Here is a 22477-nt window from a genome sequence, read left to right as displayed (position 1 = left end):
CCAACCCCGAGATGGATCCAACCCGTCATCCGTCACTGGTATTTTATAGGCTTTTATGTTATCATAAGTAAGTGTGGCATAATAACCTCTTGGATTTCCCAGGGGGGACTTTTCGAAGACCCGACAGTTTACTGGGAATTTGGAATTTTAGGATCCTGCCACATATGAGAAGCAACCGGAGGTCAAGTGCGTCGCACACAACTGACATCCGCTGTTCGTTGCATACCCGTGCTGATGTTGCCGGGTTTGGCATTGCTTGCCGGACCGGGTTTGGCATGGAACGGTCAGGAAGGAACTCTTTGGTCTCTCGATTGGGACGCACCCACGGCAGAATCCCTGGCCTTGTTGGAAGGCCGGTCGGTTCTGCTGACATATAACCAAGATCTGGCGCTTATTCTTACTCCTGATAGCTGGACTATCCCGCCGATGGGTTCGGTAGAAATGATTCCATTGGAGCGGTGGAGAGATCAAGGACACTACTACCTTTATCAATTAAGTGATGCTTGGTCGGCCGAGTTTGAGCCGCCGGCCCGTGTTCTGCATCGTGAAGGCCGCACCGTTATCCTCTGGACATCAGGGTCCACTCCTGAACTTACCCCAGTATGTGCTGAAAAGATGCCGGGTCTTTGCCAGCCTGTCCGAATAAATTTAGCGCCGAAACCCTGGCCCGCCATAACGGTTTCGACCCCGGATAAGACCTCAACCGATTTTGATCCGCTGATCGATGTTATGGTCGGCCTGGTCGACGAAAGCGAATACGTCTCGGTCTGGCAGCAATTGGATGATTTTGAAACGCGTTATACATTCACTTCCCAGAATGAAGATGCCGCGCAATGGATTGCCGATCGTATGACTTCGCTGGGTTTGGATGTTTCCTTCCACGAATTCGATCAAGAAGGTCCGCACCGGAATGTCATTGGAACGCTTCCGGGCCTCATCCATCCTGAAGAGTATGTTTATCTGGTCGGCCACTTTGATTCAACAAGTGATGATCCGTACAATCACGCGCCGGGTGCGGATGATAACGCCAGCGGAATATCGGGCGTCTTAGAAACGGCAAGGGTTCTCACCCGGTTCAGCTTTGAGAAGTCGATCCGGTTTGTCGGCTTCAATAGTGAAGAGCAGGGATTTGTCGGTTCCAGCGCCTATGTGTACGATATTGCTCAAGCCGGAGAAAATGTAACCGGGTGCTATAATCTGGATATGATCGCCTACCGGGGCGAGGATCCGGCGCCTCCTGATTTTATTATTTATACCAACGAAAACTCCCAGCCCCTTGCACAAACTCTGAGCGACGCCGCGTCCTGGTATCTGCCGGAGGATCTGGAGCCGGTGATCGTTGTGCAGAGTATTCAGGCCTCCGATCACGCCGCATTCTGGGATTATGGATATCCGGCCGTTCATGGAGCGGAAGAAGAGGTTTGGGGCAGCGACTATTCGCCCTGGTATCACAGCACCGAAGATCGCATTGAAAATTATCCGACGGACTTCCCAGCCACGATCACAAAGGCCGTCGTGGCCGCCGTCGCGCAGACCGCGGGCCCCATCACGCCGCCGGAAGCGTATCTGGCCATTGACGCCTTGATCGTGGATGACGATCAGCTCGGTCTCTCGCACGGGAACGGAAACGGCATCCCGGAATACAGCGAAACAATCGAGCTTACGGTGATATTGAAAAATATCGGATTGTCTGCCGCCGCGGACGTTGAAGCCGACCTGGCATATGAAGGCGAATTCGCTTTCATAGAAGATGGTAATGCATCCTTCGGCGCCATTCCGGCGGGCGGAACAGCGGAGTCAGTGGATCCCTTTGTCATAGATATAAGCGATGAGATTCCAGACGATTACGATATGGTTTTTGAGATGGTCGTCAATGCGGATCCGGATGAACTCGGTTTCCATATGACCGCCTCGGCGCCGGTTCTTCGCGTTGCCGGATTTCAGTTGGATGATGTCGCCGGCGGCGACGGCGACGGAGTTGCCGAGCCTGGGGAGGCTTTGTTCCTGCGGATTACGGTGGCGAATGATGGCGGCGCTTCAGTGCCGGAGCTCTTGGGTGTTTTGTCATCGGATGAGCCGTATCTCGATATCGATCCGGCGCCCGGGAATTTCGGAGGCGTTCCTGCCGGAGAATTGAAACATGGGGGCCCTTTCGTTATACAGCTCCATCCGGATGCGCCCGTGGAAACTTACACCACAATGGCGATAGCGCTTACCGGTGACGGCGGCATTGCCCGCATTGAATCGCTCGTGCTGAATATCGGCGGTGTCTTTTCCGATGACATGGAGTCGGGCGAGGAGTATTGGACTCATCGCAGCGGGTTCCATGGGTTCGGTGATCAGTGGCATCTCGAGGATTATAGAAACGCGACCGCCGGGGGTGGATATGCCTGGAAGTGCGGCGGATCGGGCGCCTCCGATTATGACAACGGGCTTTGTGCCGTTTTGGAGTCGATGACGTTCAATGTGCCGTTCAGAAGCGAGTTGTCATTCTGGCATTGGATTGATGCCGAAATCATGACCGCCAGCCAGGCTTGGGACGGCGGTAATGTGGAGATATCTTCTGACGGCGGGCAGAATTGGGAACTACTCACTCCGGCCGGCGGGTATCCTTTCACAATTGTTGATAATGATGACAGCCCGTTCCCGGCTGGAACACCGATTTTCAGCGGACAGGAGGATTGGCGGCAGGAGTTTTTCGACCTATCGTCGTATTCCGGCGGGCTGAAGGTAAGATTCGTTTTCGGAACCGATGCGGTTGTCCAACAAGAAGGTTGGTATGTGGACGATGTCGAGGTTCTATTGGATGTTTCTGCAGTTGGAGAAAATGATAGAAGCGTTGTTCTGCGCCTCTATCCTGCAACCCCGAATCCCGCAAGGGGGCCGGCCTTGCTGAGATTTGATCTCCCCACTCGCAGTCATGTGCGGTTGTCCGTATTTGATGTCACCGGACGGGTGGTCCGGAACTTGATGTCGGGCACCCTCGAGAGTGGGCGGTATGAATCTCAGTGGGACGGTACGGATAATCGGGGAGGCCTAGTGGGTTCCGGGGTTTATTGGGTACGAATGGACGCCGGCAACAACGAAAAGACAACCCGGGTTGTGAGGGTGAAATAAGGAGTCTCCGGTCCAACCGGAGAGGAGGAATCATGTCCATAAAGCGGATGAGCTGTATAGCCTGTGCATTAGTCGCGATGTCGTGGGCTCTCCTGTATTCATTGCCGGCTATGGCGGAATGGATCCCACTAGGGACCGTTAAGACCGGTTTCCAAGTTTTGGATTCCAGCTCTCAGGGCATCACGCTGGAATACAATCTCGAAGGCTTGGAAAAGGAGCTGGTGGAAATCGACGGCCGGGATTATGCGCAGTACTTTATTCCGGATATGTCGATCTTAATGAATGAAGGAGAACCCCAACTGCCCGTGGTGCGCCAATCCTTTATCATTCCGGATCGCGGAGCGGTGGATGTGCGCATTCTTTCGATGGAAAGCGTAACCATCGAAACGGAACGGGTGGTTCCATCCAAGGGACACATCGAGCGTGATATTGATCCGGCGGATATCCCCTATATTTTTGGATCGGTTTACGATAACGCCGAGCCCTACCCGGCCGGTGGCGCCGCCATCCAGGAGCCGTTCATCCTTCGGGACTTCCGCGGCGCCGTCTTGGAGATCCAGCCTGTCGTCTACAATCCGGCTTTAGAGACGATAGAAGTTGTCACCAGAATCGAGCTGGAAATCACCCCGGTTGACGGCGAGGCGGTTAATGAGCTCATCCGGGATGAACCTTTGCGTTCCGTCGACAGCGAATTCGAAGCGATCTATTTGAACCATTTCCCCAATTATGAAGGGGACCGCTACACCGCTATCCCCGAGCCCGGACGGTGCGTCATCATTACCTATGATGCCTTTTATAGCGCAGCGGTTCAGCTGTACGAGTGGAAGTTGCAAAAGGGGATTCCGACGATTCTGACGAATCTTTCTTCGATCGGGAGCACCGGCGCCCAGGTCAAAAGCTATATTCAAGGGCTCTACGCTGAGCCGGAGGGTATAACGTATATCATTCTCATTGGGGATTCCGCGCAGATGCCCACTTTGTACGGTGATTACCAGGGCGCCGCCTCCGATCCCTGTTATGCGAAGCTGGCAGGCGGGGATCAATATCCCGACGCCTTCGTTTCGCGTATCTCGGCCCAGACGGTGGCTCAGGCGGAAACCCAGATTGCGAAATTCATCCGCTATGAGCGGGATCCTGATCTGACGACACCGGCCGGGAATTGGTATACCAAGGGGGCCGGTCTTGCAAGCAATCAGACCGGCGGGACCCCGTATACCGATTGCCAGAGAATCGGGTTCTTGTCGGATGCACTGCTCGGTTATACTTATACATCAGTAACGGAGATCTGCGATCCGTACGCCACCATTGCCCTGGTTGCGGCCGCCTTGAATCAAGGGTGCGGTGTTTTTAACTATATCGGCCATGGAAGCGGTACCAGCTGGAGTTCTTCTGGTTTCTCTGTGACCAATGTCCATCAATTAGTTAACGGCACAATGAATCCCTTTATTGTGGATGTCTCATGCTCAAACGGGACCTTCACACTGAACGAGTGTCTCGCGGAGGCGTTTCTCCGGACCGGAAGTGTTGCGGAACCCGCTGGCGCGATCGCCATGTTCTCGGCCTCCACGAGTTCTTCCTGGGTGCCTCCCTGCGACATGCAGACGGAAGTCATCCGCTGTCTGACCGAGGATGTGTGCAACAGTGTCGGCGCTCTCTTCTTTTCCGGATCGATGAAGGTTATGGATCTTTACGGGCAGAGTGGTGAGGGTCTCAAGCTGGTGGAGCAGTACAATATCTTTGGGGACTGCGCCCTGACAGTACGAAGCGACCTCCCGGCGAGTCTCACGGTTCTGCATAACGCCACCATCATCGAAGATCAAAGCACTTATGATGTTACTGTTCCCGGTGTGGAAGGAGCCTTGGCCGCCCTGTATGATGATGGTGTGCTCTATGGTTCCGCTTATACCGATCCAACAGGCTTGGCGACGATTACGCTTGATTCGGCGCCGACCGCCGGCCAGACACTCACGTTGACGGTAACGGCCTATAATCATGAAACGCGCCAGATCTCAGTTGATGTCGACTCGGCGACCTTGGCCGTTCTCGAGGTGGACTCTTTCACGATAAATGATCTAGGTATACGGACTGCGAACGGGCGTGTGGAGGCCGGGGAGAATGTCGAAGTAGAGGTCGTCCTGATGAATTCCGGGATCGAGACGGCATACAGCGTCGAGGCGAGCCTTCTCTCAAACAACCCCGGCATAACCATTGTTGATGGGGATGCTTCATTTGGAGATATTGCTCCCGACGCCACGGGAACTAATGATGCTCCATTTGTTATCTCGGTCAGTCCTGATGTTCCTGATGGGCAGCGTATAACCCTATCCCTCGAGATCAGCGCCGCTTCGGGCTCTTGGAACGGGTTCGTTAATTTCAAGGTCTACTGCCCGAACGTTATCATGTCGACCGTCCATGTTGACGACACGGCCCTCGGAAATGGTGACGGTTATCTGCAACCCGGGGAGACCGCTGATATCCTCGTGACTCTCGGCAACAATGGAGGCGGAGATGCGGCCGGCTTAAATGTCCGATTGGGCTCCACTTCGCTCTCCATACTGGTAACGCAAACACAGGCGGAGCTGGAGGAGTTATACTCACATTCAACCGGTGTGCTCTCACCGCCATTCACCGTTGAGGTGAGTTCTATAATCGGCCTGGGGGCCAAGGATTTTAGCTTAAACATTAACGGCGATAACGGTTTGCAGAAGCTTATCAACTTCCAGCTTTACGTTGTCGATGGAACACCTTCTTCGGTTGAAAATCATTGGGGCCAGCGAATGGACAAGGTCTGGCTTGCGCCGGTTTATCCGAATCCCGCGCCGGCTTGCGCCAAGATGACCTTCAATCTACCGAAGCAAGGCTCTGTCGATTTGGCGGTTTACAATGCCGCCGGCCGGCGGATCGCGACTCTGGCCTCCGGCACGCCGGATGCTGGAATCCATGAGATTCGCTGGGATGGACGGGATCAGAATGGCGCCGCGGTCGGCAGTGGCATCTATTTCGCCAAGCTGGTTGCGGACGGCGTGGTCTTAACACGGCAAATGACAGTTGTAAGATAGGTTGTCATCTAAGTTGTAAAACAAACCGTTGTTATTTTAAAAGAGAACCCCCGCTCTCGAAATGAGGGCGGGGGTTTTTCCAGGCTAGACTTCAACAAATTGCTTCACAAAGTATTCCGGATTGAGGCTCTCACCCGTAGACCGGCGGAGGAGTTCATCCCATCGCAGCCCCGTTCCGGGGGAGAAGATCTTTTCTTTCAGGTATCTGCCGACGGCGGGGTGCCCGGCGATAGAGGTATTGTTCTTGGGGAGAATTTCCCGATCGATCCATCCGCGGAGCTGGCTCGCCATAAACTCGCCCCAGAGGTAATTGTGATAGTAAACGGGGAAGCAGGCGATGTGGATTTTGCTGGCCCAATCGGGAGCGTCGCGTTTTTCCGGCCGGCGGATGACCTGGAATTGCTCCACAAGATCCCACCAGAGAGAGTTTAGATCGGTACCGGTTCCGCGATAGAGCTCTCTCTCAAAATGAATCATGACCAGCATCCAACGCGTCGAGACGAGCATCTGAGTTCGAAGTTGTTTTCGGGCCGCCACGGCCACCTTTGATAATTTCTCCTGAGGGACTCGCAGCACCTCCCGCAGCCAGGATTCCTCCTGAGCCAGCCGTCCCATCAACATGGCCACCGCCTCGGTGGTGAATGTGTGGCTTGCGGTTCGAAGAAGGAATGGGAGTTTCATGTCGAGGTATTTGTCATAAACCGCATGCCCGAATTCGTGGAGCATTGTGCTCATCCATCGGGTTGAGGGTTTTATGTTGCACAATACGCGAACATCTTCGTTGCGGTCGACATCGATACAGTAAGCATGCTGGTTCTTTCCTTCACGCTCGTAGAGGTCCGAGCGCTTCAGGATGTCGCCGACCGGAAGACCGATCCCCTCGTAAAAGTCCCGGGTGATCTCTTCCAGATTCCGACCGGCGAAGAGGGGATCAAGATCAGCATCCTCGAGCGCCGGGGCATCCTGGAAGAAGGGGTCTTCATAGTGCCAGGGCCGCATCTCATCCGGCCTGATCCCAAATCGTGCCGCCAGTTTGGCGTCCATCTCCCGCCGGAGCTTGCGAAACGGCGCATCGGAGAGTTTCTCGAACGTTCGGCAGATCTCCATGACTTCCTGCTCAGTTTGCTCCTGAAGTTCCAGCGCCATGACATAATAGTTTTCAAAACCGAGATCGCGGGCCACTTTGTTGCGCAGCGCCGCCAGCTCTAAGATTTGCGCCGCGACATGAGCGCCGACCTCTTTGCTGCCTTCCCAAGCCCGGCGCCGCTCATGGCTGTCTGTGCTCTCCTTCAGGATCCGCCGGATCTCATTGTCGGTCATCTTTGCGCCGTGCACTTCCGGCCGGTGGGTCGAAAATGCCGTCTCTATATCCCGTTGCTTTTGAACAAGTTCCTGCAGCATTTCAGCATCCATCTGGTTCTCGAGATGGGCATTGATGAGCAAAATCAACTGACGTTCGAGCAGCGGTTCGGTGATTTCTCCGGAATCCCTCCAGGCCTTGAGCCGGCTCAAGTTACCGGCGTTGGAAAAGATCTTGCGAAATCGCGTTTCCATTGCGGCGGCTTTTGCCGCATCTTCTTCCTTCCCCGTCAAGCTGGCCTGCCAATACGACTCGCACATCTCCTTGTAAAGCGGTTCGATCCGCCCGACACAATCGTCGATGAAATGCTGAAACTCATTTATGATATTTGACATGGGCGGCCTCCATGGAGAATCGGCGGGGGAGCCGGGTTCAGAGATGTACTTATTATTTGATATCCAGTTTCTTGGCCAGGATATCACTGTCATAGAGAAACGGGCAAGATACCCGAATTGACGAGGAAGAATTCATGAAACAGGACGGCACTGCATCGCATCCCATTTATTTGGACCATAATGCGACGACACCCGTGGCGCCTGAGGTTGTGAACCTCATGTCTCAGGTGCTGGCGGAAGATTTCGGTAATCCTTCCAGCGATCACCCCTATGGATTAAACGCCAGAGCGCGGGTGATCACAGCCCGGGCCGAGATCGCCACCCTTCTTGGTTGCGCGCCTGAAGAGATCCTCATCACCGGCGGCGGGAGTGAGTCGAATAATCAGGCGTTGCGCGGGATTGTTGAAGCGCTGGGGGACCGCTTCGGCGGACTTGTTATCTCGGCCGTGGAGCATCCAGCGATTGTAAAACCGGCGGCCTGGTTGGCGGCGCGGGGTGTTCAACTGCGGGTGGTCCCGGTTGATAAGTTTGGAAGGGTCGATCCGGGGGATGTTGAAACGGCTGTTCGAGATCTGAGCTGTGGCGGGCGGCTCGCCCTTGTCTCAATCATGCACGCTAACAATGAAGTGGGGACGCTGCAGCCGATCCAAGAGATCTCCCGGCGTGTGAAATCATGGGGAGCGATTCTGCATACCGACGCGGCTCAATCGGTGGGAAAGATACCCGTTGACGTGACGACACTAGATGTCGATCTCCTGACGGTTGCCGGGCATAAGCTTTACGGTCCTAAAGGGATCGGTGCTCTCTATATCCGTGCCGGGACGCCTATGGTCCCGCTGATTCTTGGGGCCGGACAGGAACGAGGGCTCCGCGCCGGAACGGAAAATGCCCCGGGTATGGCCGGATTGGGTTGTGCGTGCCGTCTCGCCCATCAGCGAATGCCGGAGGATGAGCCCTATGCGCGTCGGCTGCGCGACACTTTTTTAAGGATGTTGAAGGAGAGAATCCCTGGAATCGAGCGCAATGGCCATCCTGTTGAGGTGTTGCCGAACACACTGAATGTTTCATTCCCCGGTGTCCTAGGCCGTCATTTGCTGGAGAAGTGTCCGGGCCTCGCCGCTTCGACTGGATCGGCCTGTCATGCCGGTGAGGAGAAGCCATCTGAGATTCTTCTAAAGATGGGATTGTCGGAGTCTCGGGCGTTGGGCGCCTTGCGCCTGTCACTGGGGCGACACACAGAGGCGGCGCATGTCGAAAAGGCGACGGATTTCTTGACGGATGCCTGGAAGGCTTTGAGATGACCCTGCATCTTCAACAAGAGCAGATTGAGACAATACAGCGCCGGGGTCGAAGAGCCTATCCCATGGAGTGCTGTGGTTTTCTTCTCGGGATCTTTGATGGAAACGTCCGGCGGGTTCATGCAACCTGGGAAGCTGAGAACATTCAGAAAGGCGAAGCAGCCGGGAGACGATACACCATTTCACCTGAGAGCCTTTTTCATTGCGACCAGAAGGCCCGGCGTGAGGGAATGGAGATTCTCGGCGTCTATCATTCCCACCCCGACCATCCCGCAGAACCGTCGGAATTCGATGCGCAGCATGCAGTGGCCGATTGGTCCTATCTGATAGTTCAGATTAGCGCGAAGAGGACCGGTTCGGTGACTGCTTGGCGGCCAAGAAACGATCGTGCTGGTTTTGATCCTGAAGACATCCGTGTGGATGACGGGGGGGTGGAGGAGTGAGACAGGCGGCAAGACAGCGAGCAAGACAAGGAGCAAGCGTATGACGGCGAAATGGCCCTCCTGGGCCGTGGCCCGGGATATTTCGAATGTACAACTTACCCACGCTGAGGTCGCGCGGTATAGCCGGCACCTTATTCTGCCGGAGATGACGATAACGGGGCAGAAGCGCTTGAAGGCTGGATCTGTTCTATGTGTCGGGACCGGGGGATTGGGCTCTCCTCTGGCTTTATATCTCGCGGCGACCGGCGTCGGGCGGATCGGTCTCGTCGATTTGGATGTCGTGGATGCGTCGAATCTGCAGCGTCAGATTTTACACGGCACAAGGGATATTGATCGGCCGAAACTCGAGTCGGCGAAGGAGACATTGCAGGATATCAATCCCCATGTCCAGATCGATTGCCATGAGACATTCCTAAATTCGGAGAACGCCCTTGAGATCATCAAGGAATACGATGTCATCGCCGATGGCACCGACAATTTCCCCGCCCGGTATCTCATCAATGACGCCTGTGTTCTTCTGAAGAAGCCGGATGTCTATGGCGGGATCTTCCGCTTTGAGGGACAGGTGTCGGTCTTTTTTGGCGCCGAGGGCCCCTGCTATCGGTGTCTATATCCCGAGCCGCCGCCGCCGGGTCTCGCCCCTTCTTGTATGGAAGCAGGCGTGATGGGGATTCTGCCCGGGGTCATTGGCTTGATTCAGGCGACCGAGGTCGTGAAGCTGCTCACCGGCTTGGGAGAACCCCTCATCGGCCGGTTATTGCTCTACGATGCTCTGCCGATGACATTTCGAGAGATCCGGTTAAGCAAAAATAAAAAGTGCGGGCTCTGCGGCGATGAGCCGACTCAAAAGGAGCTGATCGATTACGAGCAGTTTTGCGGCATCACACAGATTCAAAACGACCAAGAGACCTTGAAAGAAGTCCGCCGAATGGCCGCAGTGATGCTGAGGCGTCTTCCCGTTGGGACCATATCCGGCGAGGGTCCGGTGATTGATCCTGCAAGTTTAAATGTTAAATCAGTTGAGTTAAAGAGGCGGTTGGATGCCGGGGATCCAGTTGTTGTTCTGGATGTGCGGGAACCACAGGAGGCCATGATCTGCTCGATCCCTCAATCCCGTTTGATGTCGTTGGAAGAGATTTCCTTGCGTTATAAGGAATTGGATCCGAAACAGGAAACCTATGTTTATTGCAAGGGTGGCGTTCGCAGCTGGGGGGTTGCTCTATTCCTGGCGCAAATGGGATTTGATAAAGTCTATAATCTCGAAAAGGGAATCGTCGGCTGGGCGGAAGAGGTTGATCCAACGATGCCGAAGTACTAAACCTATCGGCCGAGTCCTGTAAAATTTGACCCCGGGTCATGCCCGGGGTCAAAACCAAGGATGCTGAGTCCTATTTCTTCACGACTGGAATGACAATCTTTGTCTTGTTTTCCTCTGGCGGTGTGGTCCGGTCATCGGTCAGCCAATGCTCCTGTAACGGTCCGGCCGTTTCGTAGCTGTTTTTTGCGATCCACTCGAAAAGAACGCCGTAGCAAGGATCGGTTGTTTCAATCGGACCTGTACAGATCCCGTAGGCGGCAAGCATTTCCGGCATCTCAATCAGCTCATATGGCTTCTCGACAGCCGTCACGCCGGCCACGGGAACACAGACTTGCCAAAGTAATGAATCCTCGGCCACCTCTTCCGGGCTGTTGAGATAAATGCCGAAGGGTCCCCCGGTCATTTGGAAACCACTCATCCCTGTGTACATCATGAGTTTTCCGATCGCCGCGCCGTGCTGTTCATACGAGCCGGACATCGACAAGGCCACCAACGTCATTGCGGGGAGGGTTTCGGCCTTGATCTCACTCATGCTGTTCGGCATGACGACAACCTCCGACTTTTCACCCGGAGGTTGATCGGGGGGGGCATCAGCGGCAAGACCCGTGGCGGCGCACAAAAAAAACAGGACCAAGACCACATTGAATAGCGTTGAACAATGGGGGGTTCGCATGGCGTTTCTCCTTAGGTGGGACCCGTAAGGCAAGGGGGCTCAATCGGCCCTGTTATCCCTTTGTGATCCCTTTAGAGACCCTATCTTCCCTCACCGGCTCTCTGGAAAAGAGGGCCGATTTCTGATAACGAGAGTACTTCCGAAAAGGAATGCCCTGAGAGATTATCCGGATCAGCATCCTCCGATACCTCCAAGGTTGTCAACCGTCGACCGATAAATGTACCTCCCAAAACAGCTTACCTATCTTGCCAAACGATCCTGGAGTCGTTAGGCTTTGGCGTCGGCTGGCCGTAGAATCGGTCCCTCCGATCCCACGAGATCGGATTCCCGATGCTCGGAAGTCACATCATTATGGATAGAAATGAACCTCGGACGCCTGGGCCGACCGGCGTAAATTGTCTGTAACATAATGAAACACATGGAGATAGAGGTTAATGGGACAGAACAGGATTGAGAAAATTGCTGAGCGCTTCGCCATCGGTTTGCCTAAGAATTACAAGGTCCGATCGGGGGATTTTCTCACGATCCAACCAGCCCATGTCATGACCCATGATAACACCGGCGCCGTCATCCCGAAGTTCAAATCCATTGGTGCGACCAAGATTTATAATCCGGCGCAACCGGTCTACGGTCTCGATCACGACGTTCAAAACGAGGAGCCCGAGAATCTGGCGAAGTATGCAAAGATCGAGGCGTTTGCCAAAGAGCATGGAATTGTCTTTCATCCCGCCAAGATGGGGATCGTTCACCAGCTCATGCTGGAGAATGGTTTTGTACAACCTGGATCTTTTGTCGTCGGATCCGATTCCCATTCCAATATCTACGGAGCCGTCGGGGCCCTGGGGACGCCGGTCGTCCGCACCGATGCCGCCGCTATCTGGGCGACGGGCCGAACATGGTGGCAGGTTCCCGAGATTGTAAAGGTCAATCTCGAGGGACGCCTCCGGCCCGGCGTCACGGGCAAAGATGTCATCATTGCTCTCATCGGTTACTTCAACAAAGATGAAGTTCTAAACGGCGCGATTGAGTTCGATGGCGACGGTCTCGCTTCCCTTTCGATGGATCAGCGGATGACGATTTCCAACATGACGACCGAGTGGGGCGCCCTGGTTGGATTGATCCCATATGATGAAACGACGCGGGCTTTCTTTGTGATGCGCGCCGAGGAGATGAAGAAGCGGGGTATTGTTAATCCGCGCTTGACTCCTGAAATTATCCGGCGCTTTGAAGCGGAGAATCCTCAACCCGATCCCGATGCCTTCTACGCCAAGGAGTTTACCTTTGATCTCGGTTCGGTGACGCCGCATGTGGCCGGGCCAAACGAGGTCAAAAAGATCACACCCTTGTCCGAGATCAGCGGGCAAAAGGTAAAGATCCACAAGGCTTATCTGCTATCATGCGTGAATGGACGATTGGAGGATATGGCGGAAGCGGCGAGGGTGCTCAAGGGTGGAAAAGTACATCCTGAGGTGAAGTTGTACGTCGCCGCCGCATCGGCGTTTGTGCAGAGCGAAGCCCAGCGTCTTGGATATTGGGACATCCTGATGAAGGCCGGCGCCATAGCGCTGCCAACGGGATGCGGTCCGTGTATCGGCCTGGGTGAGGGGTTGCTGGAGCCGGGTGAAGTCGCCGTTTCAGCAACCAATAGGAATTTTAAGGGACGGATGGGTTCTCCCGAGGCGTTCGCTTACCTCGCTTCTCCCGCCGTCGTGGCCGCATCGGCCATGGCAGGGATTATCGCGGCGCCCGAATCGATGGCGCCGGCCGGCCTGCGCGGCGCTGTCAAGATCAATGCGCCGCAGGCCCAGGTAAAAGAAAGGATCGAAATCCGTGACGGCTTCCCCGGTTTCATCGAGGGTGAGCTGCTTCTTGTGCCGAAGGACAACCTCAATACCGACGGCATCTATGGCAAGGATTTTACCTACAAAGATAATCTTACGCCCGAGGAGATGGGACGAGCGGCAATGCTGAACTACGATCCCGAATTCCAAAATATTGTTGAAGTAGGCGACCTTTTGGTCGGCGGATGGAACTTCGGTTCCGGTTCGTCAAGGGAGCAGGCGGCGACCGCGTTAAAATACCGCGGCATTCAGATGGTTATTGCCGGATCCTACTCGCAAACGTACAAGCGCAACGCTTTCAACAATGGTTTTATCGTTGTAGAATGCCCGGAGCTTGTGACGGAGCTGCGGGAGAAATACTGCGACATGAAGGCTTTGACGATACGGACATCGATGAAAGCGCGGATTGACTTCGAATCGAGTGAAATATCCGTTGACGGCAAAAAGTATTCAATTTCTCCCTTGCGGGAGGTAGCTCAGGAGTTAGTGGCATTGGGTGGTTTTGAGGCGGTTCTGAGACAGCGGTTGGGTTTGGCATAGCTTCGCCGGCGGCGCCGTTGGAACGATACAGGAGGAGTATCATGCGTGATCAGATTATCGAAATGTTTCCCGAAATCAATGATATCCATGACAAGAACCTGCGCAAGCAGGTTGTGGATGTTTGGGAAGACGCCCTGACGCTCGGTGGGTGGAAGCCGGAGGATATGAAGAGGATCCCGTTCACGCTGCTGGCGGATGATGTTCGAATAATGTTTAATGAGCATGTCCGCACCGTCTGCCGGATGTGTATCGCCATGTATGATGTGTTGAAAGACGCCTATGATGATCGCTGCAAGGTTGATCATGATATTCTGATTGCGGGCGCGATGCTGGCGGATGTAGGGAAGTGCTTGGAGTATGTCGAGAAGGATGGGAAAATCGTCAAAGGCCGGGGTGGGGAGTATCTCCGCCATCCCTTTAGCGGTGTCGGTCTCTGTTATAAACATGGCGTATCCGATGCTGTCATGCATGTCGTCGCCACGCATTCAAAGGAAGGCGATCATGTCAGGCGGTTTCCGGAATCGATTGTATTCCATCACGCCGATTTCACCGATTTTGAATTGGTCAAATAACTGAATTGAATGGCTGAATTTTATGACGGAATTGGAAGACCGGATTGAGTGCCGGGTGGGATAACCGCCGGTGTTACCTGAGAGGAGAGGAAGATGGCCGAGTTTCTGTCAAAGACATTGGCTGATTGGGCTTCTCAATTGAAATATGAGCATCTCACTGATGATGCTATCGATGCCGCTAAGCGATTTATGTACGACTCCGTCGGATGCGCTATCGGCGGCGCCCGGACCGAAGACTGCGGGATTGCCGAAGCGTTGATGATGTCCAAAAGAGCGGTGGGGCAGGCTTCAGTTTTTGTCTCCGGGAAGAAAACGCATGTCATCGAGGCGGCCTTTTTGAACGCCCTGATGATAAGGGCGATGGACTATAACGATATCTATTGGAAGCAGGATCCCTCGCATCCGTCGGATATCATTCCGGCTGCTCTCTCGATCTGCGAGTGGAAGGGGCTCTCGGGACGGGATCTGATCCTCGGTATCGTACTCGCCTATGAGATTGAAATGCGTCTTTGTGAGTTCGCTCTGCCGGGGATCCGGGAGAGGGGATGGCATCACGCCACGCTCACCGCCTATGCCGCCCCGCTCGTTGCGGGCCGGATGCTCAATCTTGATGCGCAAAAAATGCAGCATGCACTTGGCATTTCAGCCTGTCATCACCTGACACTCGGCGCCGCCGTCGCCGGCAAACTGACGATGATGAAGAACACCGTTGATCCGATGGCGACCCGCTGCGGGGTTGAGGGCGCCTTGTTGGCGCAGGGCGGCTATACAGGCCCTGAAAATGTTTTGGACGGAAAAGAAGGAATGGTTCATTGCCTTGGACCGGATTGGGATTACTCAAAGTTGATCAATGATTTGGGGGGCTCATTCAAGATCAGCCAATGCGGGATGAAAGCCTATCCGACGGAGGCTCTGACACATGCTCCGATCACGGCGACTCTGGATCTGATCAAAGAACACAGCCTGAAAGCCGACGATGTCAAGACGGTGCACATCGAATCGATCGCGCGGGCGGCGGATATTCTCAGCGATCCGTCGAAGTACAATCCGCAGTCGAAAGAAACGGCAGATCACTCGCTGCCTTATTGCATCTCCGCCGCGCTGAGCCAGGGCCGGGTGACGCCTCCTGAGTTTCAGGAAGATATGCTTTTTAATCCAAAACTCAGGGAGCAGTTGAACAAAATCAAGGTCACGGCGAATCCCGAATTCGAAAAGCTCTTTCCTGAAATTCAGCCCTGCAAGGTCACTATCGAGACGATCGACGGGCGGAAGTTGGAAAAGCGGATCGATATCCCCAAGGGGGACCCACGCGATCCGATGACGGAAGAGGAGTTGCAGGTCAAATTCGATGCGCTCGCGTCGCCATCCTTCTCGGTGGGGCGGCGGAATGAGATCCGCAGGGCGATTCTTGCGCTTGATTCGATGGAGAATGTTTCAGATTTGATGAGGCTTTGTACAGGCGATCTGTAAACTTTACGGCCCTTTGGGCGGGATGAACATCCTGTGCACGCCTTGATCCATTCCGAGCAGGCGCGCACAGGATACGCGGCTCGTGACCCAATAAATTGATTACAACAGAATCGCCGCTGAATATGCCCAGCACCGCGGGATCCATCCCGTGGTTTTTAACACTCTGCTCAACCAGGGAGCCGTGGCATCGACCTCCAAGGTTTTGGAGGTCGGGTGCGGGACCGGGAATCATATTTCCGCCTTGAGAAGTGCAACCCAATGCACATGCTGGGGGTTTGGGCCGTCCAAAGAGATGCTGGGCAAGGCTCGGAAGAAGCTGGAATCGATCCATTTCGCTCTCTCCAGGGCGGGAAATCTCTGCGCGAAGCGGGATTTCCTCGATCTCATATACAGTGTCGATGTGATCCATCACCTCAATGATATCCCACCTATTTCCCGGACTCCGCCGATGTCGATGTGGCCGGTATCCCCGGATCTCCCTGCTTCAGACGTTTATGCGAGATGCCGGCTTCGGCGGCCTGTTCCAGCAGCAGGTTGAATGGATCTCGGTGCTGACCGATATAGGCCCTTACCGCAAAAAGCTTTCTCATCGCTGCATCTCATTTCCGACGCCGCCTTTAAGAGGGGGCTTCGCCGAATGAGCCGGGACCTCAGAAAAGGACCCATCCGCCATGTCGTGCGATATATTTTAGTTTGGGGGGTCAAATCGATCCGGTCTTGAGCCCCGGCACGTTGGGTGGGATGATGGATCCAAGAAAGGAGGCACATCATGCCGAGATTCATTCTGATGACCTGTCTGTCGGCCGAGTCCCTCGTCGATGCCAAAGCCAGGAAAGCTATGGGGAAGGATTGGATTAAGAAAGTGAAGGAGAAGTGTCCTGATGTGAAATGGGTCTCCCATTATGCGCTCCTCGGAGCCTACGACTTTATGGATATCTATGATGCACCCGATGCGGAAACAGCTCACAAAGTATCGTTGATTTCGTTGACCGAAGGCGCCGTCAGTGCGGAAAGTTGGCAGGCGCTCCCATATGATGAATTCCTGGACATCTTAGATGAGGTTCAAAAATAAAGTGGCTCAATCAAGGAATTTCGAGCTGTTAACATTGGGCTTTCATGGCGGTGTGGGAACCGTTACCGGTTCCCGCTTCCTTCTAAAAGCCGATAAAATATGGTCATTGATCGATGTGGGGATGTTTCAAGGACTCAAGGCGCACCGTGAGCTGAATTGGAAGAAGCCGACTTTTGAACCATCGCAGATCAATCATATCCTTCTAACGCATGCGCACCTTGATCATTCGGGGTATCTTCCCCGCCTGGCCAGAGAAGGTTACACCGGCCCGGTGCATTGCACCCGAGCGACAAGCGAGCTGACCGATCTTATCTTGAAAGACAGCGCCAAGCTTCAAGAAGAAGACGCGGCCTTCGCGAATAAAAAGGGCTTCAGCAAGCATAAACCGGCAGAGCCTCTTTATACCGTGAAGGATGCCGAGGCGGCGGTGCAGCTGTTCCGTGTCGTCGATTATGAGAAATGGCTTGACCTCGGGCGTGGGATCAGGGTTCGCTTTCACAATGCCGGACATATTCTTGGCTCCGCCTTTTTGGAAATCATCGTAGACAGCAACGGCTCGCAGAAAACAATCATTTTCAGCGGTGATGTGGGCCGTTATGACGTTCCATTGCACACAGACCCTGATCCAATGCCGCCATGCGATATCCTGGTTGTGGAATCGACCTATGGGAATCGCATCCATGAAAAGGGATCAATCGAAGATCAGCTTAAAGAACCGATTCTGAAGACATTTAAGCGGGGCGGTATGGTTCTGATTCCCGCGTTTGCCGTGGGGCGGTCACAGCTTGTTACTTTAATTCTACGACGGATGATGAAGTCGGGCGATCTCCCGGAGGTGCCCATCCATATCGACAGTCCAATGGCGGTGAAAGCGACAAGCATCTACAGCAAGCATCTCTACGATCATAATCTCGATGATGATCTTGTTGATGACGGCCGAAAGCGGCTTTTCCCGGACAATGTCCAATTGCATGTGACCCCGGACGAGTCAAAACAACTCAACCAGCTCAAGGGCCCGCGCATCATTGTTTCACCCAGCGGAATGCTCACCGGCGGGCGTGTCATCCACCATCTGGGGTGGCGGCTTCCGGATCCGAAGAATCTGATTATTCTCGTCGGCTATCAGGCGATGGGAACGCGTGGACGGGCGTTACAGGATGGCGCTGAGGTTCTCCGGATGCATGGCAGGGAGATACCTGTCAGGGCCGAATTTTTGAATCTGCACGGCCTTTCGGGGCATGCGGATCAGAAGGAAATGATGAGGTGGATCAAGACCTCTGGACGGGCGCCTAAAGAGGTCTTTGTCGTGCATGGCGAACCCGATTCAGCGGCTGTCCTGGCTAAGCATATTCGGAAGGCGATCCAAGCGAAAACCCATCGGCCGAGAATTGGGGACGAATTCGATTTGAACTCACTCAGTACAACTTGAGAAGAATACACCTAGGATTCACTTGTCGCGGCCGATAGGGTGTCCTTTGCAGGAGAGGGTGAATGGTATGCCGAAATATCTGAACCGGATATTGGCATTGGTTGTTGTGATCGTGTTTTATTTCTGCGGTGTCTTTGAAGTGTTCTCGGGCTGGGGGATGAGTAAACCGGTCCAAGTTTCCTTCGTTATACTGTTGATCGGCGCCACCCTCTGGATTACAGAGGCGATCCCCCTATTTGTCACCAGCCTGCTTATTCTCTTTCTTGGCAAGACCTGGTTACTGGGAGTATTGCGTGAGGGTGGAGTTAAAATTTCAGAAACGGTATTTCTAGGACCTTTCTTTTCGAACATTATCCTGCTGTTTCTAGGCGGGTTCGTCATTTCTTCCGCGCTGCACCGGTACAAAATTGACGAAGATCTTGCCCGCAGGATTATTACAAAAACCGGGAATTCCATACCCATGATGATAGCCGGTATTATGGGTATTACAGCCTTTCTGTCGATGTGGCTCAGCAATACGGCGACCGCGGCGATGATGCTGGCGCTCTGTATTCCAATCATCAATTCGCTTCCTGCGGATGATCGTTATCGAAAGGCAATCCTGCTCTCTATCCCCTTTTCCGCTAATATCGGCGGAATGGGAACTCCGATCGGTACGCCGCCAAACGCCATCGCGATTCAATATATGCAGAAAGCCGGTATCGCGCCGAGTTTTCTCAAGTGGATGATTCTCGGAGTTCCCAGTGTGATTGGCATGCTGGTCATAATGTGGTTTGTCATCATGTTCTTTTTTCGGGGAACGAGCAAGGGTATTGTTCAGGAATTCAAACCCCTGAAAACCGTCTATTCGCGGCGGGCCAAGCTCGTTATTGCGATCTCTTTGGTCACGGTGGCCCTGTGGATCACCGAACCTATTCATAAGTTATCTTCCGGAACGGTCGCCTTGATTCCAGTGCTGTTGTTTTTCGGCGTGGGGTTCCTCAAAATCAACGATCTTCGGGCTCTGTCCTGGGATGTATTGTTGATCATGGGCGGAGGCTTGTGCCTGGGCGAGATCATCAGCGCGGGGGGGCTTTCCAATTGGCTTGTGGCGCGGTTGCCCGTGGATCAGGGAAGCTTCTTTATGCTGGCGGTGGTGCTGGGCGTGGTTTCTTGCTTCATGTCAACCTTGATGAGCAATACGGCAACGGCTAACTTGATAATGCCGATTGTCATGGGCATGGGGCTTAGCCAAGTTTCACCAGTATTGGTCGGGGTCGCCTTCTCCTGCTCCTTGGCCATGTCACTGCCGATTTCAACGCCTCCGAATGCACTGGCCTTCAGTACCGGCGAAATAAGCGTGAAGGACATGCTGAGGCCGGGTCTGATTGGCACCATTATCGGGATTGTTTTGACCTTTACGGCGGGTTGGTGGTGGTGGAAGATCATCGGCCTCTATTGAGTGATTTTAGAGATATAAGACGTGTAAAACCGGCTTCGCGAGGGAGATTCTCAATGGAACTTCATCGTCAACAATGCCAAAAATGCAACTCCTATAACATGAGGAATTTGCTTGTCCGGGTTCCAAGCAAGCCTCAAGCCGTATTTGTACGATGCGCGGAATGCAATGAGTTTGTCGCCAGGTACAAATTGAGCGACTACTATCACCACGGGAAGGGCGCCGAGTCATATATGAGATCACACGGCTCCGGCGCTGCCGACAGTGGACGCAGAATCTTAAAGGAGTTCAGCAAGGTGGTGGGAGACGCTGAGAAAGAATTTGCGGAAGTCATGGAACAGTTCAAGAAAGAAGGCAAGGCCGAATGATGACTCCGGCCTTGCCTCTGGATTTTGACAGCCAATCCTACCGCTAGACTTTGAAGAGATTTACCAGTTCATGTAAGCGGGATGAAATCGCCGACAGATTCTGCGAATTTTCCTTTGTCTCATTCGAGTTTTCAGATGTATCATGAGCTGTTTGGTTTAGGCTCTGAATACTTGAAGAGATCTCATTGGCTCCACTTGATGCTTCCTGAACATTGTTGGAGATATTGATCGCTGCATCAGACGCCCCCGCGATGCTGCTGGAAATTTCATCTGTTGTGGAAGATTGTTCTTCAACGGCGCTGGCGATTGTATGGGTAATGCTATTGATTTCCTCAATAACATTCGAAATTTCCTCAATAGCCTTAACGGCGCTTCCGGTGCTGTTTTGCATATCGTTAATCTGCCGGCCGATTTCCTCGGTGGCGATAGCCGTCTGCTTGGCCAGTTCCTTGACTTCATTGGCCACAACCGCGAATCCCTTTCCGGCCTCACCGGCCGAGGCCGCTTCAATCGTGGCGTTCAGGGCCAGGAGGTTTGTTTGATCAGCGATATCGCTGATGGTATCCAGGACCTTCCCGATTTCAGTTGCGGAGCTGCTGAGTTGTTTCATTGTATCGCCGGCGTGCTGCGCCTTGGTGTTGGCATTGGATGCGATCTGTGAGGCTTGTGAACAGCTTTTCGCCACCTCACTGAGAGAAGAGCTCATCTCTTCAATCGCTGTCGCCACATTCCTGACGGAAAGCGACATGTCGTCTGAGACGGTCGCGACGGTGTTGAGATTAGTCGAGAGTTCGCCCGTTGCGGAGGCCAGATTATTGGATTGAGATGTGATCTCATCCGATCTCAGGGACATGTTGGTGGATGTCGCCGATAATTTTTGAGAGGCTTCATTCAGCGAAGACGTTGTTTCGGCAACGTCTTGAATAATCCCCTGGATCTTTTCAGTAAAGGCGTTGAAGTATCGGGCAAGAATATCAATCTCATTTTTCGTGTTTGTCGAACTTGTGGCCAGCCGTTTTGTGAGGTCGCCATCGCCCTGGGAAATGTCGCGCAGGGCTTCAATGGTCGCCTTGATCACCGAGGAAATATTTCTGGAAACCAACCAAATGACCAGGAGGATGAAAACGGCGCCGGCGAGGACCATGATTCCGGTTAAACGCAGAATGTTTCGGACGTCGGCAAGGACATTGTTCTCGGGTATTACGATGACATATTCATAGTCAGGTGACTTGATGCCGGTTCCAGCCAATAGATTTTTCGGGCCGATGATTCCAGCAGTGGCAATGTAGCATTTCTCATCATTGACCCTGCCCTTGACAACACTTGATGAGACCTCTTCCGTTTCACCCGGATCGGTGTCGGCGGTCTCTACAGTCATTTCACTCCCGGAAAAGAGCGAAGCCGAATCATAGATTGTTCCAAGAAGCTCCGGATCTGAATGAGTGAAGGCGGTCTGGCTGCTCTTGTCGTAAAGGAATATTTTAGAGTCAACCAACTCATTGTTGCAGAGCTGCTTGTACGCCATCGAGAGATTTTTTTGGATCATCCCCCAATCAACATATGCTAAAAACCAACCATTGAAGTCACCCGATGAATTTTGGCATGGGTAGGCGCAGACAAGCGTGCTGGTGTTATCCAGTGAAAGTTTTTTCAATATATCGCTCTTAATGAAGGCGATGTCTGTTTTGGCTTCTTTGTTGAAAACGGCCGCTTCCTGTACCGAAATTCCCTTCAATGTATTTGTTTCATGAGTCAATCCGTTGTTTTGAAAAGTGCTCAACAACACCTGGTTTTTGTCGTCCATAACCAAGAACAGATTAAATCCCGTCGAGTTCTGCATGCTCTGCATCTGCGATGCGAGCTCATCCATTGTCTCAAATTCAATGGCCAGGCCAAATGTCAGTTGATCGGTTATGCTGACGAATTTTTCGTATTGACTTGAAAGAAAGTCATTAACTTGTTCGGAAGAATTGGTTACAACGATACGAGCCAGATTTTCACTGCTCGTGATGGAAGAATTCTTGTGTGAATCGTAGCTTGCCCAGCCAATTGCCAGGATCGGCAGCAATGAGGGTATGAGAATACTGTTGATCTTGAATCTGATAGAGGAATTTTTCCAATATTTAAAAATGGACATAATGAAT

At 53.4% G+C, this 22477-nt stretch carries 16 protein-coding genes; 13 read left to right on the top strand and 3 right to left on the bottom strand.

Annotated features, from left to right (window positions below; translation table 11 throughout):
* Nucleotides 1–186 precede the first annotated feature (186 nt).
* Both KJ970_04445 and KJ970_04440 read left to right on the top strand, forming a co-directional pair.
* Nucleotides 187–3117 carry a M28 family peptidase gene (locus KJ970_04445; protein ID MBU2690155.1) on the top strand — a complete coding sequence of 977 codons (2931 nt, stop codon included), beginning with the start codon at nt 187–189 and terminating at the stop codon, nt 3115–3117.
* A gap of 32 nt (nt 3118–3149) precedes the next feature.
* Nucleotides 3150–6176, top strand: coding sequence for a T9SS type A sorting domain-containing protein (locus KJ970_04440; GenBank protein ID MBU2690154.1), 3027 nt, complete (start codon nt 3150–3152; stop codon nt 6174–6176).
* 84 nt (nt 6177–6260) lie between these two features.
* On the opposite strand, the gene KJ970_04435 is transcribed toward KJ970_04440, so the two are convergent.
* A complete protein-coding gene (locus KJ970_04435) occupies nt 6261–7871 on the bottom strand; it encodes a M2 family metallopeptidase (protein ID MBU2690153.1) in 1611 nt (536 codons plus the stop codon).
* A 134-nt stretch (nt 7872–8005) separates the two neighbouring features.
* Between KJ970_04435 and KJ970_04430 the strand changes: the two genes are divergently transcribed.
* The 3 genes from KJ970_04430 to moeB are packed head-to-tail and all read left to right on the top strand — an operon-like array spanning nt 8006 to nt 10930.
* Nucleotides 8006–9172: a cysteine desulfurase gene (locus KJ970_04430; GenBank protein MBU2690152.1), complete on the top strand. Its 1167-nt coding sequence runs from the start codon at nt 8006–8008 to the stop codon at nt 9170–9172.
* Nucleotides 9169–9612, top strand: a complete 444-nt coding sequence (locus KJ970_04425; protein ID MBU2690151.1) for a M67 family metallopeptidase — start codon at nt 9169–9171, stop codon at nt 9610–9612. The genes KJ970_04430 and KJ970_04425 overlap by 4 nt, the downstream gene beginning before the upstream one ends.
* 40 nt (nt 9613–9652) lie before the next feature.
* Nucleotides 9653–10930, top strand: a complete 1278-nt coding sequence (gene moeB / locus KJ970_04420) for a molybdopterin-synthase adenylyltransferase MoeB (protein MBU2690150.1) — start codon at nt 9653–9655, stop codon at nt 10928–10930.
* Nucleotides 10931–11000: 70 nt separating this feature from the next.
* Here moeB and KJ970_04415 read toward each other — a convergent pair whose 3' ends face one another.
* Nucleotides 11001–11603 carry a GyrI-like domain-containing protein gene (locus KJ970_04415; GenBank protein MBU2690149.1) on the bottom strand — a complete coding sequence of 201 codons (603 nt, stop codon included), beginning with the start codon at nt 11601–11603 and terminating at the stop codon, nt 11001–11003.
* Between the two features lie 434 nt (nt 11604–12037).
* Here KJ970_04415 and lysF point away from each other — a divergent pair, with 434 nt between their 5' ends.
* The 8 genes from lysF (at nt 12038) to KJ970_04375 (ending at nt 20333) form a co-directional block, all read left to right on the top strand.
* Nucleotides 12038–13984, top strand: a complete 1947-nt coding sequence (gene lysF / locus KJ970_04410) for a homoaconitase (GenBank protein ID MBU2690148.1) — start codon at nt 12038–12040, stop codon at nt 13982–13984.
* Between the two features lie 41 nt (nt 13985–14025).
* Entirely contained in the window at nt 14026–14556 is a 531-nt protein-coding gene (locus tag KJ970_04405) for a hypothetical protein (protein MBU2690147.1), read from the top strand.
* Nucleotides 14557–14649: 93 nt separating this feature from the next.
* On the top strand, nt 14650–16026 hold the full coding sequence (locus KJ970_04400) for an MmgE/PrpD family protein (GenBank protein MBU2690146.1): 1377 nt from the start codon (nt 14650–14652) through the stop codon (nt 16024–16026).
* A 148-nt stretch (nt 16027–16174) separates the two neighbouring features.
* Nucleotides 16175–16564, top strand: a complete 390-nt coding sequence (locus tag KJ970_04395; GenBank protein MBU2690145.1) for a class I SAM-dependent methyltransferase — start codon at nt 16175–16177, stop codon at nt 16562–16564.
* 231 nt (nt 16565–16795) lie between these two features.
* Nucleotides 16796–17098: a GYD domain-containing protein gene (locus KJ970_04390; GenBank protein MBU2690144.1), complete on the top strand. Its 303-nt coding sequence runs from the start codon at nt 16796–16798 to the stop codon at nt 17096–17098.
* A complete protein-coding gene (locus tag KJ970_04385; GenBank protein MBU2690143.1) occupies nt 17082–18527 on the top strand; it encodes an MBL fold metallo-hydrolase in 1446 nt (481 codons plus the stop codon). The genes KJ970_04390 and KJ970_04385 overlap by 17 nt, the downstream gene beginning before the upstream one ends.
* A gap of 58 nt (nt 18528–18585) precedes the next feature.
* Nucleotides 18586–19968 (top strand): SLC13 family permease, encoded by a 1383-nt coding sequence (locus tag KJ970_04380; GenBank protein MBU2690142.1) that lies wholly within the window; start codon nt 18586–18588, stop codon nt 19966–19968.
* Between the two features lie 53 nt (nt 19969–20021).
* Entirely contained in the window at nt 20022–20333 is a 312-nt protein-coding gene (locus KJ970_04375) for a hypothetical protein (GenBank protein ID MBU2690141.1), read from the top strand.
* A 43-nt stretch (nt 20334–20376) separates the two neighbouring features.
* Here the strand turns inward: KJ970_04375 and KJ970_04370 are convergent, their stop codons facing one another.
* A complete protein-coding gene (locus tag KJ970_04370) occupies nt 20377–22470 on the bottom strand; it encodes a methyl-accepting chemotaxis protein (protein MBU2690140.1) in 2094 nt (697 codons plus the stop codon).
* Nucleotides 22471–22477 lie beyond the last annotated feature (7 nt).

The organism is Candidatus Eisenbacteria bacterium (genome assembly GCA_018831195.1).
In the GTDB taxonomy this organism is placed as follows: domain Bacteria; phylum Eisenbacteria; class RBG-16-71-46; order CAIMUX01; family JAHJDP01; genus JAHJDP01.
This window is presented reverse-complemented; position numbering and strand designations above follow the sequence as displayed.

Bases quoted from the DNA above. Each gene is read 5' to 3' on its own strand.
- KJ970_04440 (MBU2690154.1), top strand. From the start codon at position 3,150: ATGTCCATAAAGCGGATGAGCTGTATAGCCTGTGCATTAGTCGCGATG.
- KJ970_04435 (MBU2690153.1), bottom strand. From the start codon at position 7,871: ATGTCAAATATCATAAATGAGTTTCAGCATTTCATCGACGATTGTGTC.
- KJ970_04430 (MBU2690152.1), top strand. From the start codon at position 8,006: ATGAAACAGGACGGCACTGCATCGCATCCCATTTATTTGGACCATAAT.
- KJ970_04425 (MBU2690151.1), top strand. From the start codon at position 9,169: ATGACCCTGCATCTTCAACAAGAGCAGATTGAGACAATACAGCGCCGG.
- moeB (MBU2690150.1), top strand. From the start codon at position 9,653: ATGACGGCGAAATGGCCCTCCTGGGCCGTGGCCCGGGATATTTCGAAT.
- KJ970_04415 (MBU2690149.1), bottom strand. From the start codon at position 11,603: ATGCGAACCCCCCATTGTTCAACGCTATTCAATGTGGTCTTGGTCCTG.
- lysF (MBU2690148.1), top strand. From the start codon at position 12,038: ATGGGACAGAACAGGATTGAGAAAATTGCTGAGCGCTTCGCCATCGGT.
- KJ970_04405 (MBU2690147.1), top strand. From the start codon at position 14,026: ATGCGTGATCAGATTATCGAAATGTTTCCCGAAATCAATGATATCCAT.
- KJ970_04400 (MBU2690146.1), top strand. From the start codon at position 14,650: ATGGCCGAGTTTCTGTCAAAGACATTGGCTGATTGGGCTTCTCAATTG.
- KJ970_04390 (MBU2690144.1), top strand. From the start codon at position 16,796: ATGCCGAGATTCATTCTGATGACCTGTCTGTCGGCCGAGTCCCTCGTC.
- KJ970_04385 (MBU2690143.1), top strand. From the start codon at position 17,082: ATGAGGTTCAAAAATAAAGTGGCTCAATCAAGGAATTTCGAGCTGTTA.
- KJ970_04375 (MBU2690141.1), top strand. From the start codon at position 20,022: ATGGAACTTCATCGTCAACAATGCCAAAAATGCAACTCCTATAACATG.
- KJ970_04370 (MBU2690140.1), bottom strand. From the start codon at position 22,470: ATGTCCATTTTTAAATATTGGAAAAATTCCTCTATCAGATTCAAGATC.